Raw genomic sequence first — 12920 nt, forward strand, 5'->3', positions numbered from 1 at the left:
GCTAGGCATCCGCCGCCCGGAGGGCAGGCAGGCCCTTACTGCTTTCGCTGCTCTGGCTGTTCCGGCTGTTCCGGCGCCAGCAGGTAATCGACAAACCAGTCCCTGGCAAGGATGGCCGCCGCGGCCAGGGTCCCAGGTTCTTCAAACAAGTGCGTCGCACCCTGCACGACGGCGAGCTGGTTGGGGCAGCGCATCATGGCCTTCGCCCTGCGGTTGAGCTCCAGGACCTCCCGGTCCAGGCTTCCCACAATCAGAAGCGTGGGCGCAGTGACGGCGGACAACCGCGGTCCCGCCAGATCGGGGCGGCCGCCGCGCGACACCACAGCGGCGGTCCGCGCCGACGGCTCGGACGCCGCCCACAGCGCGGCCCCGGCGCCCGTGCTCGCACCAAAGTAACCCACGGCGGAGGACGCCATTTCCGTCCGCGTGCCCAGCCAGTCCGTGGCCGAGGAGAGCCTGCGCGCCAGGAGCTCGATGTCAAAGACGTTGGCGCGGTTTCGTTCCTCCGCGGGCGTCAGCAGGTCCAGCAGCAGCGTACCGAGACCCGCCTGCTGCAGGACCCCGGCCACGTAACGGTTCCGGGGGCTGTGGCGGCTGCTGCCGCTGCCGTGGGCGAACAGCACCACGGCCCGGGCCGGCACCGGCAGATGGAGTTGGGCCTGGAGCCGCACGCCGCGGGACGGGATGTCCACTTCCTCGTCAACGTCAGCGGCGGTTACCGCGCGGGCCGCGGACGAGGTCGGGGACGGTGGCAAAACTGTCTGCACGCGTTTGGCTGCAAGATCGAGCAGGCGCACCACCTCGTCGTCGTCAGTCGGCGAGAAGTCCCGGTAGTGGTAACCGACGGCGGTGAACTGGCGCGGTGTCGCCAGGCAGACCACTTCATCGGGTTCGCTCAGGTCGGCAAGGGTCTCCGCCGGGGCAACCGGAACAGCCAGGATCACCCGCGCCGCGCCCTGTTTGCGGGCGATGCGGCAGGCCACCCGGGCAGTGGAGCCGGTGGCGATCCCGTCGTCGACGATCACCGCAATGCGTCCCGTCAGATCGAGCCGGGTGCGGCCCTTCCGGAACAGGACCACCCGGTTTTCCAGCACGGAACGCTCGTACTCTGCCACGGCCAGCAGCTCTTCACCGCTGACGCGCGAATGGGCCAGGACCTGCTCGTCCAAGACCTTGACGCCGCCTTCCCCGACCGCCCCCATGGCGAGCTCGGGCTGGTACGGAAGCCCGAGCTTGCGCACCACAATCACGTCCAAGGGAGCGTCCAGTGCTGCAGCGACTTCAAAGGCCACGGGGACACCGCCGCGCGGGAGGCCCAGGACCACTATGTCCTGCCCCCGCAGTTCCGCGAGGCGCCTGCCGAGCTGCCTTCCGGCGTCGACCCTGTCCTTAAAAATGCTCATGGGTTATGGCTTTCCAGTCGAAAAGTCGGCCATCGGACCATCAGTCCTGCGCACGTGAGACTCGTGCGTTCCCAGAGGCTCCGCGAGCCCGAAAGGACCTGGTGGGCCGCTCCCTTCTACTATCCGCCCGGTGCCTGCGACCTGTGAGGGACTTTGTGCCTGATTATGCTGCAGCGCGCCGGGCTGGCAGGTTAAGTACCCCGCGGAAGCCCCCGGAGCGGATGTTGTATATACTCTCTCGGTACGGTTTTGCAGCAAGCCGTTGGATTGTTCTTCGATCCGGCTGGCCGCTGCCGTACCGCCAATTTCCGCGGGTGGGAGCACCGCCGGGTCGTCTTGACCTGAGCGAAACGGCACAACAGATCAGTGGGTAACGAGTCACCGGCATATTCGATAAACCAGCACCTGCAGGAAGTGGTGCTCAGCAGTTCCGACGTCGAGGAGTTCCTCGGCGAGCTCGCCCGGGTGTCGGCGCGAAGCCTGTCCGAGCCTGGCGACGAGATCCTGTGCGGCATCACGCTCCTGCGGCAGAGGAAGGCAGCAACCGTCGCCAGCAGCAGCCCCGCGGCACAGGCCATGGACGAACTCCAGTACTCGTTCGGCGACGGGCCCTGCATGACGGCCTCGCGGGAGCAGGAATGGGTCTACGTTGAAGACCTTGAAAGCGACGGCCGCTGGCCGCAATACGCCGCAGCGGTCCGCGGGCACGGCTTCCGGTCCATCCTGGCGCTGCCGTTCCTGCTGGGAACCGACACACCGGAAAGCGACGCGCGCGCCGCGTTGAACCTGTATTCGCACAGGCCGGGCCGGTTCGATGACCGTGCCACAGAGCTGGCGCGGGACTTCGTCCACCAGACGTCCATGGCCCTGCGGCTGGCGGTCCATTTCGCGCAGAGCAGTGAGACGGCCGCCCACCTTAAGGCCACCCTGGAAACACGGACCGGGATCGACGTTGCCGTGGGCATCATCATGGCGCAGAACCGCTGCAGCCAGGACGAGGCGTTCGAGCTTTTGAAGTCGGCATCCAGCGCCCGGAACATCAAGCTCCACGTCGTCGCGGCAGGGATCGTCGAATCGCTCGGTCAGGGACCCGCCCGGACCCACTTCGACGATTAACTACGGCGCCTAGATTCCGGGCCTACCTTGACCCCGTCCCGCACCGCCGGGGGGCTCAGCCGGGCGGTCCTACGCGACCTCGGGGCCGACATTCACCAGCCAGTCCACGCCGAACTTGTCCTTGCACATGCCGAAGATGTCGCCCCAGGGCGCCCTCTCCAGCGGCATGGCGACGGTGCCGCCGTCGGCGAGCTTTTCGAAGTAGCCGCGGAGCTCAGCTTCATCGGACCCGCTCAGGGAGACGGAGAAGTTATTGCCGGGGGTGAAGTCCATGCTGTTGGGTGTATCCGCGCCCATGAGCACCATGCCGCCGTCGGTCCTGAGCTGGGCATGCATGATCTTGTCCTGCTCCGCAGGGTCTTCACTGGCGTGGTACTCGGCGAAAGTGCTCATGTTCAGCTCCCCGCCGAACACGGAGTGGTAGAACGTCATGGCGTCCTTGGCATTGTCGCGGAAGCCGAGGTAGGGATTGAGCGTAGTCATGCGGGACTCCTTGTTGCTGGCGTCGGCCGGAACGGCAGCGACGGCGGTGCACGTTGACACGGCATATCCTGCCCCAAAACAGACTGGGTGGGTAGGCTGCCCGCCGAAAACGCGGCGACGGCGGCCGGCGGCGGTGTGCACCGCCGCCGGCCGCCGCCATGCGGACGCGAACGCCGTTAGGGCGTCTGGCCCGCGTGCTCGCCCTCGGCGATCTCCTCAATGACCTTGGCGTTAAAGGCCGGGAGGTCGTCCGGGTTACGGCTCGTCACCAGGCCCTGGTCCACTACGCATTCCTCGTCGGTCCAGTTCGCGCCGGCGTTCGTGAGGTCCGTCCGGAGCGTGTGGTACGAGGTAAGGTTTCTGCCGCGGACCACGTCGGTATCGATGAGCATCCACGGGCCGTGACAGATCGAGGCGACCGGCTTGTGCTGCTCGAAGAACGCCCGAGTGAACGCCTGGGCGTCCTTGTCCACCCGCAGGTGGTCGGCGTTGACAACGCCGCCCGGGATTACCAGGGCATGGAAGTCGCCGGCGTCGGCCTGCGCCACGGGGAGGTCGACGGCGAACGTCTCACCTTTCTCGGTGCCGTTGTAGCCCTGGACCTTGCCGCTCGCCGGCGAAACGAGCGTCGGTTCGCCGCCCGCTTCCTTCACGGCGTTCCACGGGCTGGTCAATTCCACTTGCTCCACGCCGTCGGTCAACAGGAATGCGACCTTCTTGCCTGCAATTGATTGCTCTGCCATGCGTCCTCCTTGCGTCGAAGGCGCAGACCCGCGGAGCGTTCAGCGCATCGCGGGGCCGCGCGCAGACTGGAATGCCTAACAAGTACCACTCTAGGAATCCACAAAATAATAAGCAAGCTGATAATAGTTGCGCTGTGGGTGCGGACGCCTGTGCCGGACCGGGCCGGCACAGGACTGGCCGCATACCGGCCCCTGGCTGGAAGAATAGGGGGATGGAAGTCGCTCTGGGGTTGCTGGCGCTCGTCGCGGTGGTGTGTGCCGTCAGCGCACTGGGCCACAAGATCAATGTCTCCGTTCCCCTGCTGCTGGTGCTGGCCGGCGTCGTGTGTTCCTTCCTCCCGTTCGTCCCCACGATCGAATTGAACCCTGAAGTCGTCCTGGTTGGCCTGCTGCCGCCGCTGCTCTACGCAGCGGCCCTGCAGACTTCGCTGTTCGATTTCCGTTCCAATCGGCGCGCCATAGGCCTGCTTTCGGTGGGCTACGTCATTTTCGGCACCGTTGGCATCGGCTTTGTGGTCTTCTGGCTATTTCCCGAGATCCCACTGCCAGCGGCGATGGCCTTGGGCGCCGTCGTCGCCCCGCCGGACGCCGTCGCGGCAACCGCCATTGCACGAAAAGTGGGCATGCCGCGCAGGATTGTCACCATCCTGGAGGGTGAATCCCTCGTCAATGACGCAACGGCGCTGGTCTGCCTGCGGGCCGCTATCGCCGCCATCGCCGGAACGGTCTCCGCCGCGGCCATCGCGGGCGGTTTCCTCCTCGCGGCCGGCGGAGGCCTGGTTGTGGGCATTGCCGCGGCGTTCGTGCTCACGGCATTGCGCAAACGGATCCGCAACGTGGCCATCAACACTTCAACCTCCCTGATCGCGCCGCTCGTGGCCTACCTCCCCGCGGAAGCAATCCACGCCTCCGGTGTCCTGGCGGTGGTAGTCACCGGCCTCATCATGGGCACCAAGGCACCGTCGATGCCCAACGGTGCGGCGCGGCTGAGCCAGCGCAGCAACTGGCACACAGTCCAGTTCCTGCTGGAGAATTCCGTCTTCCTCCTGATCGGGCTGCAGGTCCGGACCATCATCGAAGGCGTCCAGGACGACTCGCTGGCGCCGGAACGGATCTGGCTCGGCTGCGCCGTGGTGCTCCTGGCCGTGCTGGTCCTGCGGCCGGTCTGGGTCTTCCCCGCAACCTACCTGCCCCGGCTCATCCCTGCCATCCGGCGCAAGGATCCCGCGCCGCCCTGGCAATATGCCGCCATCGTCTCCTGGGCGGGCATGCGCGGCGTGGTGACACTCGCCGCGGTGCTGGTCCTTCCGGCCGGGCTGGAGCACCGGTCCGTCCTCATCCTGATGGCTCTGGTGGTGGTGGGCGGCACCCTGGCACTGCAGGGCTTCACGCTCCCGGCCCTGGTCCGGCTGCTGCGCCTCAGGGGACCGGACTCGCGTGAAGACGCACTGAATCAGGCTTCGCTGATGCAACTGGCCACGGCGGCTGGTGTGCAGCGGCTCCAGGAACTGCGCTCTGATTCCGACCCGCCGGAAGTCGTGGCCATGCTGAAGCGGCGCACGCAGGAGCGCGGACTGGCAGCGTGGGAGCGGCTGGGCCGTCCGTCGGCGGAGGCCGCCACGCCCAGCCAGCGCTACGCCCAGCTGCGGCTGGCGATGCTGGATGCCGAGCGCGCCAAGGTCCTCGAGCTTCGGCGCGGCGGCGAGTACGCGCACGAAGTCCTGGTGGAGGTCCTGGACCGTTTGGACGTCGAGGAGTCCATGCTGGACACCTCACTGGAGGAACCGGACGCTGCCGGTAGCGGCGGCGGCGAGGGGATCGCCCGACCCGGCGGGGTTTGCCCCCATCTCGAGTCCGCCCCGGATCCGGCGGTTCCGCCTGATCCCTTCTGCGCGGCGTGCGAGCGGGACGGGACGACGCCGGTGCACCTGCGGATGTGCGTGGAGTGCGGCAACGTGGCCTGCTGCGATTCCTCGCCGGGAACCCATGCCTACAAGCACTTCCAGGCCAGCGGCCACCCGGTGATGCGCAGCGCCGAGCCGGACGAGGACTGGCGCTGGTGCTACGCGGACGAGCTCCTTGGCTAAAGGGGCTCCTCGGCCGGCCGCGGCACGCTACTGTTCACGGGCCTTTCCTCTCCGTAGGCTGGAAAGGGGCTTGGTACCGCGAGGGACCTGGACCCAGCCGCCGTCGGACGAGAAGAGGACACCGTGGACAACCAAGACATCCTGGAGCGCATCAAGGCACTGGTGGAGGAAGAACACGGCCTCCGCGAAGGCTCACCCCGGCCAGGCGGTGCCGGGACCGGCGGCCCGGACGTCCTCCGGCTGCAGCAGCTCGAGGAGCAGCTTGATCAGTGCTGGGACCTGCTCCGCCAGCGGCGCGCCAAGAAGGACTACGGTGAGAACCCCGACGAGGCCGAAGTGCGGCCGGTCGGAGAGGTCGAAGGCTACCAAAGCTAGCCTTCGCCCTGACGTGGTGCCACGACCTAAGCGGATGATTTGAGCGGAGGACCTGAGGGGCAGGACGCCCATGAAGATCGCGATGCTGGGCGACGTCATGCTGGGCCGGCTGGTGAACAGCCACCTGGCCACGGCCCACCCCGCCTATCCGTGGGGTGACACCCTGGAGCTCCTCGGGCAGGCGGACGTGCGCTTCGCGAACCTCGAGTGCGTCCTGGCCTCGGGCGGAGAGCCGGAGCCCGGCAAGATCTTCCATTTCCGCTCGGACCTGAAGAACGTGGCCAGCCTCCTCGCCGCCGGGGTCGACGTCGTCTCCCTCGCCAATAATCACGTCCTGGATTACGGCACAGCGGCGTTCCGGGAGATGCTCCCGGCGCTTGACGGCCATGGCATCCTGCACGCCGGGGCCGGCCCTGACCTGAACGCGGCGCGCCGCCCAATGGTGCGGCGGGTGGGTGCCGCCGCCGTCGGCTTCATTGCGTTCACGGACAACCAGCCCGACTGGGAGGCGGCCGACACGGTTCCCGGGGTCCATTACGTTCCCGTGGAGGGTGGCGATCGGCGTAGGGCGGCGCTCCTGGACCTCGTCCGCCGGACCAAGGCACGCGTCCAGTTCCTCATCGTGTCGGCCCATTGGGGAGGCAACTGGGGCTCCGAGGCCCCGGCCCGCCACCAGGACCTCGCGCGGGATCTCATCGAGGCCGGAGCCGACGTCGTGTTCGGCCACTCCCCGCACATCTTCCGCGGAGTGGGGATCCACCGGAACCGTCCGGTCATCTACAGTGCCGGGGACTTCGTTGATGACTACGCGGTGGACCCCGTCGAACGCAATGACCAGTCGTTCCTTTTCATGCTCGACGTCGAAGACGGCGAGCCGCGCACGCTGCGGCTGTATCCCACCGTCATCGCCGACTTTCAGGCCCGCCTGGCCCAACGGCCGGCGTTCGAGATTGCCGCCCGCATGCAGCGGCTGAGCAGGCAATTGGGCACGCCAAGTGACTGGAATGCGTCCAGCCGGTGCTTGGACATCCCCCTCCACCGGCCCCGCACTCCACTGTGACGCTTCAGTGGCGCTGCAGTGACGTCGCGGCTAAAATCAGGCCTCCGGCGCCTCTAGCTGACGGTTCCCAGGCGGCGTATTCTGAGCAAAAATCCTGAGATTTTGATAGCTGGACGGCAATGGCAGCGAAGAAGCGCTTGGAATCCCGAATGGCCGCAAACCTGGGCAGCCTGATCGGATTCGTGGTGTTGAGCGCACTGTGCGGCCTCCTGGCCGCCGCGCTTGTGGTTCCCGGGGTAGCCGCCGCCGGCGTTTCCGTCAGCAGGTCGATTACCTTCTTCAACAACCTTCCGTCCGACTTTTCGGTTGAGCCGCCGTCGCTGTCCACACGAGTAATGACCGCGGACGGCCGGCAAATCGCCACGTTTTACACCGAGAACCGAGCCAAGGTGCGGCTCGATCAGATGTCCCCGTTCATCAAGGACGCGATTGTTTCAATCGAGGACAACCGTTTCTACGAGCACGCCGGCGTGGATCTCCGCGGGATTATGCGGGCATTGACGCACAACCTGACCCAGAGCGACGGCCGGCAGGGTGCCTCGACGCTGACCCAGCAGTACGTCGCCAACGTTCTCAATGAGGAGAAGATGTCGCAGGATGGCGATCTGGTGCCCTTCACCGCGGAGAAGAACTTCGGTGACAAGCTGCGGGAGATGAAACTCGCCATTGAGCTGGAGAAGCGCTACACCAAGGACCAGATCCTCGAAGGCTATCTCAACATCGTGTTCTTCAACCGGGACGCCTATGGCATTGAAGCCGCTGCCCGGCACTTCTTCAGCACCTCCGCCAAGAACCTGACGCTGCCGCAGGCGGCGCTGCTCGCCGGGCTGGTCAACGGTCCCAGCATCTACGATCCCGTCCTGCAGCCGGAGAACGCGGTCGCGCGGCGCAACCAGGTGCTGGACAGCATGCTCCAGGAGGGCAAGATCACCCCCGCACAGCACGACGCCGCGGCAGCCACTGGCCTGAATCTGTCCATCAGCCCGGGAAAGCAGGGTTGCGCGGCCGCGGACATGGCCCCGTACTTTTGCGACTACATCTCCCATCTGATCCTTAACAACCCCGCGTACGGCGCGGACGCCGCCAGCCGGGAGAGGAAGCTGTACCGCGGCGGCCTGACCATCACCACCACCCTGGACAGCCGGCTGCAGGTTGTCGCCCAGGCCCAAGTGGACGCTACCGCCGGGGCCAACCCGGACAAGTGGGGCGCGTCCCTGGTGTCCATCCAGCCGGGCACCGGCAGGATTCTGGCCATGGCGCAAAATACCGTGTTCGTTCCCCAGAAAGGAAAATTCAACACCCAGTTGAACTTCAACGTCGACGCCAAGGACGCCGGCGGCCACGACCTGAACGGCGCCGGCGGATTCCAGCCGGGATCGACGATGAAGCCCTTCACGTTCGCCGAGTGGCTCAATGAGGGCAAACCCTTGAACGCGGACGTGGACGCGTCCCGGCGGACGTATCCGCTGGGATTCCCGTGGAAATCCAGCTGCGGCAAAGTGCTCGGCGCCTACAGCACGCAGCAGAAGAACGCCGGACTAGGCGCCGCGGATGACCTCCAGAACAACGACGCCGGCTACTACCGCCGCATGCCCGTCAACTACGGACTGTACAACTCCATTAACACGGCAACCTTCGCCGAAGCCGCCCAGCTGGACTTTTGCGGAATCCAAAAAGTGGTCAATGCCGTGGGACTTCACAGCGGCCTGGACAATGCTCCGGTGAACATGCACCAGCTCGGCAATCTGCTCGGTGCCATCGGGGTTGCCCCGCTGGTCCTAGCCAACGGCTTCGCCACCTTCGCCAACGACGGCACCTACTGCGAACCCATCGCCATCCTGGGCGTGACGGATCCGACCGGGAAGAAGCTTCCGGCGCAGGCCAAAGACTGCCGCGGCGCCATCAAGCCCGAAGTCGCCCGGGGGGTGAACGCCGTGCTGCAGGACGTGCTGAAACGCGGGTCGGGCGTATACATCAATCCCAAGGTCCAAAGCCGTTTCCCCGTTGCCGCCAAGACAGGGACTTCAAACACCAACGGCTCCACCTGGGTTGTCGGCTACACGACCGGAATCGCGACGGCTTCCTACTTCGGTGACACGCTCGAAGGCCAGAAGCGCTCCGGCCAGAACGTCACCATCAACGGCAAGTTCTATAAGGCCGTTGATGGTTACATGCTGGCCGGACCGCAGTGGGCGAAGTACATGATGCAAGCGGCGGGACACTATCCGGCTGCTCGCTTCGCCCCGCCCCCGAAGACCATGAGCAAGGAGTCAGGCCGGTCCCGGCCACCCTCCCGCTGACACCTGTACCCGAAGGACGCCCTGGCGGAGACACCCCGGAAACCCGGTATTGGGGTCAGCTCTGGCGCCTCACCGTCCGCCCGCACGGGCTTTTCCGCGCCCGGCCCGCCGTTGCACAGGTGGCGGCGCGGTCAACGCGCATTCTTGCGGCGCGGCCCGCCTGCCCAAGAGATCCCGTTTACATTCTCGAAACATGCCGGTCATCCGATCTTCACGCGCGGTGGCTTCCTGTAACGTGCCCGCAACTTTTCTCAGCATCGCCGGAAACATGGCACCGCGAGGATTAAATCCGGATCGGGGGGCCGGCGGCGACGTGTCCCGGTACGGAAAACTGACGAGAAGGGACGCCGGTGGAACTGACTGCTGGAAGCGTCTGGATGATAGTGTCGGCGGCGCTCGTTCTGCTGATGACCCCGGCATTGGGCCTCTTTTATGGCGGCATGACCCGGGCCAAAGCCTCGCTGAACATGATGATGATGAGCTTCATCTCCATCGGCCTAGTCGGCGTCGTGTGGGTCCTCTGGGGCTACTCGATGAGCACCGGCCAGGGCGTGCTGGGCGTGTTTGGCAACCCGTTCACCAACTTCGGACTCAGCAACCTGATCGGCTCGCCGGACCTCATTAAGGCCGGTTACAGCGCTACCTTCGCCATCCTCACTGTGGCCCTGATCAGCGGCGCCATCGCGGACCGGGCGAAATTCACCTCCTGGGCGGTCTTCGTCCCCGCCTGGATCACCCTCGTCTACTGCCCGCTTGCCTTCATGGTCTGGGGCGGCGGCCTCATGAGTGCCGGCGGTGCCGTCAGCTCCATCTTCGGCCAGGTCATCGACTTCGCCGGGGGCACCGTGGTGGAAATCGCGTCCGGAACCGCGGCACTGGTGCTGGTCCTGATCCTGGGCAACCGGCATGGCTTCGGCAAGGACCCCGGCCATCGTCCGCACAATATCCCTTTCATCATGCTCGGCGCGGGCATCCTCTGGTTCGGCTGGTTCGGTTTCAACGCCGGGGCCGCCACCACGGTGGAGCAGGCCGGCCTGATCTGGGTGAACACCCTGGCGGCTCCTGCCGCGGCTATCATCAGCTGGCTGGTCATGGAAAAGGTCCGCCACGGCCACCCCACCTCCCTGGGTGCCGCGTCCGGCGCCGTCGCCGGCCTCGTGGCGATCACGCCGTCGTGCGCCAACATCAGCCCTCTCGCCGCCCTGAGCCTGGGCCTGGTGGCCGGCGCCGCCTGCGCTGTGTTCGTGGACCTGAAGGTCAAGTTCGGCTTCGACGACTCGCTCGACGTCGTCGGCGTCCACCTCGGCGCCGGCCTGATCGGCACCCTAGCGCTTGGCTTCATTGCCCTCCCGGTGGACGGTGCCGGCGGCGGCCTGTTCTACGGCGGCGGGCTCCACCAGCTGATCGCGCAGACCGTGGCGGTGCTCATCACGGTGGCGGTGTCCGGCCTCGGCACGGCGGTGCTCGGGCTCACCATCCACAAGACACTCGGGTTCCGCGTCAGCCATGAAGACGAACTCGCCGGAGTCGACCTGTCCCAGCACGCCGAGACCGCTTATGCCTTTGCCGAACTCGGTCTGAGCCGGTTCAACCCGTTCGGCCACCAGGTCCGCGTTGCGCACGCCGCACACGAAGCGACGGCTGTCCGCGCTGCTGCCGGTGCAGCGGAGGACGCGCCCGTTCCCGCACCCGACAGGCAAGACAGCCTCGTCTGACGCAGCCGCCGCGGCCGAATGCAACGGCGGCAAGTTTCTCCAAAGGTCTCGTGTGTTAGGTGGCCGGAGGCCTAAGATGTTGGGCGGGGGGCACTCGAATTAGCGAAGTCGCTTAATGGGAGGCCACGATGTTCAGCCAAGCCAGCCGCAAGGCATCAAAACCGCAGCTAACATCGGTGGCGCCGGTCCCGCGCAGCCACCGCCGAAGCGGCCTCCCCAGACCTGACATGCTCCGGTTCCGGCCCGCCCTGGCTGCACTTGGGGCCTTTGCGCTGATCGTCGGCGGCGGCCTGGTAACGGCCGCTCCCTCCGCCGCGGCCGTCGCGGCGCAAAACTACATTGTGGTGCTCAAGGACGCGGTCGTGGACCCCGCAGCGGCAGCGGCCGCGCAGCAGCACGCCTACGGATTCACGGCGTCGAAGGTCTACCGCAACGCCGTGAACGGCTACTCAGCCACCCTGACGGCAGCCCAGGCGCAACGCCTAAAGGCCGACCCCAACGTCGACTTCGTCACCGCGGGCCGAACCTTCCAGCAACCGCGGGATCTTGGCGCCGCGGCCAGCCAGCAGACGCCGTTGTGGCGGGCACGGATCGCCGGAACGAGCTCGAACGTCCGCAAGGCCCTCGACAAAGGGCCGGAGCGGATCAATGTGAACGTCGCAGTGATCGACAGCGGCATCGACGCCACCCATCCGGACCTGAACGTCAAGGGCGGCGTTGACTGCCAGTCCGGCTCGCCCGTGGACGTCACGCCCGTTGACGTTTTAGGGCACGGGACCTTTGTGGCCGGCGTGATCGGCGCCCGCAACAACGGCTTGGGTGTTGTGGGCACCGCCCCGGGGACGCCGCTATGGTCCGTCCGCGTGGTTGACGACGCCGGCCTCATCTCCGAGAAAAGTCTGATCTGCGCGATCGACTGGGTCACCTCGACAAACAAGGACGACGACGACGACAATGACATCGCCGTGGCCAACATCAGCATCGCCGGCGGCGGCACCGATACACCTAATTGCGGCAAGGGCACAGACGCGATGCACTACGCCATCTGCCGCTCGGTCCGGGCCGGCGTCACCTACGCTGTCGCGGCCGGCAACGCTGGCGAGGACTTCGCCAACACCGTGCCCGCCACTTACGACCAGGTGCTGACCGCCACCGCAATGGGCGACTTTGACGGAAAGGCCGGCGGACTGGCGGCCCCTGACTGCGGTACTCAGGACTTCTCGAAGTATGGCCAAAAGGATGACGAGCCGGCGTTCTTCTCCAACTTCGCCACCACGCACGACGACAAAGCGCACACCGTGTCCGGCCCCGGAGTGTGCATGGTTTCCACCGTGCCTGGCGGCTACGGCGTCAACCATGGCACCAGCTTCGCCAGCCCGGCCGTGGCAGGATCCGTGGCCTTGTGCATCAGCCAGGAAGCCTGCACGGGTTCGGCGAAGGACATCATGGAGGAGTACCTGCACCTGACGTCCGGGTACTCAAAGCGGCACCACAACTACGGTTTCGCCGGCGATCCCATCCATCCGATCGCGTTGCGGTACTACGGCTACCTGACTGAGACGGTGAGCTTCTGACCGTCCGACCGTGAAGCCGGCTCTCCCCCGGCGACGGTTTCCAGCTGGCGCCGGCTGAGCTCAT

The 12920-nt window shown here is 66.3% G+C and carries 10 protein-coding genes; 7 read left to right on the forward strand and 3 right to left on the reverse strand.

What is annotated here, in order from left to right:
* Positions 1 to 35 precede the first annotated feature (35 nt).
* On the reverse strand, positions 36 to 1403 hold the full coding sequence (locus tag BM372_RS03370) for a phosphoribosyltransferase (RefSeq protein ID WP_090951775.1): 1368 nt from the start codon (positions 1401 to 1403) through the stop codon (positions 36 to 38).
* Positions 1404 to 1769: 366 nt separating this feature from the next.
* Between BM372_RS03370 and BM372_RS03375 the strand changes: the two genes are divergently transcribed.
* Entirely contained in the window at positions 1770 to 2519 is a 750-nt protein-coding gene (locus tag BM372_RS03375; protein ID WP_090951778.1) for a GAF and ANTAR domain-containing protein, read from the forward strand.
* A gap of 69 nt (positions 2520 to 2588) precedes the next feature.
* On the opposite strand, the gene BM372_RS03380 is transcribed toward BM372_RS03375, so the two are convergent.
* Positions 2589 to 3002 carry a VOC family protein gene (locus BM372_RS03380; RefSeq protein WP_090952922.1) on the reverse strand — a complete coding sequence of 138 codons (414 nt, stop codon included), beginning with the start codon at positions 3000 to 3002 and terminating at the stop codon, positions 2589 to 2591.
* Positions 3003 to 3178: 176 nt separating this feature from the next.
* Positions 3179 to 3745, reverse strand: coding sequence for a type 1 glutamine amidotransferase domain-containing protein (locus tag BM372_RS03385; protein ID WP_090951779.1), 567 nt, complete (start codon positions 3743 to 3745; stop codon positions 3179 to 3181).
* Between the two features lie 212 nt (positions 3746 to 3957).
* Between BM372_RS03385 and BM372_RS03390 the strand changes: the two genes are divergently transcribed.
* From BM372_RS03390 to BM372_RS03415, 6 genes are all read left to right on the forward strand, one after another.
* Positions 3958 to 5832, forward strand: a complete 1875-nt coding sequence (locus BM372_RS03390; protein ID WP_090951782.1) for a Na+/H+ antiporter — start codon at positions 3958 to 3960, stop codon at positions 5830 to 5832.
* 123 nt (positions 5833 to 5955) lie between these two features.
* A complete protein-coding gene (locus BM372_RS03395; RefSeq protein ID WP_090951785.1) occupies positions 5956 to 6207 on the forward strand; it encodes a DUF2630 family protein in 252 nt (83 codons plus the stop codon).
* Positions 6208 to 6277: 70 nt separating this feature from the next.
* The gene (locus BM372_RS03400; RefSeq protein WP_090951787.1) at positions 6278 to 7267 is read left to right on the forward strand and encodes a CapA family protein; all 990 of its coding nucleotides are present in this window, start codon (positions 6278 to 6280) and stop codon (positions 7265 to 7267) included.
* Positions 7268 to 7386: 119 nt separating this feature from the next.
* On the forward strand, positions 7387 to 9567 hold the full coding sequence (locus BM372_RS03405; RefSeq protein ID WP_090951790.1) for a transglycosylase domain-containing protein: 2181 nt from the start codon (positions 7387 to 7389) through the stop codon (positions 9565 to 9567).
* A gap of 377 nt (positions 9568 to 9944) precedes the next feature.
* Positions 9945 to 11282, forward strand: a complete 1338-nt coding sequence (locus BM372_RS03410; RefSeq protein WP_371261701.1) for an ammonium transporter — start codon at positions 9945 to 9947, stop codon at positions 11280 to 11282.
* A 227-nt stretch (positions 11283 to 11509) separates the two neighbouring features.
* Positions 11510 to 12856: a S8 family peptidase gene (locus BM372_RS03415; protein WP_256214011.1), complete on the forward strand. Its 1347-nt coding sequence runs from the start codon at positions 11510 to 11512 to the stop codon at positions 12854 to 12856.
* Positions 12857 to 12920 lie beyond the last annotated feature (64 nt).

It is taken from the genome of Arthrobacter sp. ov118 (assembly GCF_900116495.1).
Classification (GTDB): domain Bacteria; phylum Actinomycetota; class Actinomycetes; order Actinomycetales; family Micrococcaceae; genus Arthrobacter.

Excerpts from the sequence above, each read along its gene's own strand:
- BM372_RS03370 (WP_090951775.1), bottom strand. The coding sequence starts at position 1,403 with ATGAGCATTTTTAAGGACAGGGTCGACGCCGGAAGGCAGCTCGGCAGG.
- BM372_RS03380 (WP_090952922.1), bottom strand. The coding sequence starts at position 3,002 with ATGACTACGCTCAATCCCTACCTCGGCTTCCGCGACAATGCCAAGGAC.
- BM372_RS03385 (WP_090951779.1), bottom strand. The coding sequence starts at position 3,745 with ATGGCAGAGCAATCAATTGCAGGCAAGAAGGTCGCATTCCTGTTGACC.
- BM372_RS03390 (WP_090951782.1), top strand. The coding sequence starts at position 3,958 with ATGGAAGTCGCTCTGGGGTTGCTGGCGCTCGTCGCGGTGGTGTGTGCC.
- BM372_RS03400 (WP_090951787.1), top strand. The coding sequence starts at position 6,278 with ATGAAGATCGCGATGCTGGGCGACGTCATGCTGGGCCGGCTGGTGAAC.
- BM372_RS03405 (WP_090951790.1), top strand. The coding sequence starts at position 7,387 with ATGGCAGCGAAGAAGCGCTTGGAATCCCGAATGGCCGCAAACCTGGGC.
- BM372_RS03410 (WP_371261701.1), top strand. The coding sequence starts at position 9,945 with ATGATAGTGTCGGCGGCGCTCGTTCTGCTGATGACCCCGGCATTGGGC.
- BM372_RS03415 (WP_256214011.1), top strand. The coding sequence starts at position 11,510 with ATGCTCCGGTTCCGGCCCGCCCTGGCTGCACTTGGGGCCTTTGCGCTG.